Here is a 730-nt window from a genome sequence, read left to right on the forward strand (position 1 = left end):
GGAACAATCCGGTAATAATCGGTGTTTTGCGGGCAACCCCGGCCGATACGCCTCTTTTGATCAAAAAGTCGGACAGGAAGCCGGACAACAGAACACCGGTAAATGCCGCAAGAAATGGAAGCGAGGCGAGAAAACCGGATTGGAGAAAATCAAGGCCTCTATATTTTACAAGGTATGTCGGAAACCACGTCAGAAAAAACCATAAAGTCGAATTAACGGCGAACTGTCCGATATATATGCCCCACAGCTTGCGATGAGCGGTCACTTGTTTAAAATGCTTCCAAGTAAATGCCAATTTCTCTTTCTCGGAAGTCCGGCCGCGGCGGACGATACCCCCGCCTTTTTCAATATGGTCAAGTTCAGCCTTGTTTACCTTTGGATGACGATCAGGATCACGATAAAAGATATACCAGATCAGGCCCCAGATGATGCCGATCACCCCTGTTACAATAAAAAGGCCGCGCCAGCCGACGACATGCTGGATGGCGCTGAGCGCCGGCGTCAAAAATGCAAGGCCGGCAAATTGCCCCGACGTATAAAATGCAATGGCTGAAGCTCTTTCCTGTTCAGGGAACCATGAAGTCACCACCCGGTTATTGGTCGGAAAAGCCGGCGCTTCAAACGCTCCGGTCGCAAGACGCAAGCCGAATAGCGAACCGAAGCCGCGGACAAACCCCTGAAGCAATGTTGCGAGCGACCATGTAACCAAGGTAAAGCCGTAGACAAGCCT

At 50.8% G+C, this 730-nt stretch carries 1 protein-coding gene; it reads right to left on the reverse strand.

Annotation, left to right across the window (positions count from 1 at the left end):
* The coding region (locus tag ACWHAR_RS26755; RefSeq protein ID WP_452088387.1) for an MFS transporter at positions 1-730 on the reverse strand (730 nt) is incomplete at both ends.

It is taken from the genome of Bacillus sp. LR--39 (assembly GCF_053613335.1).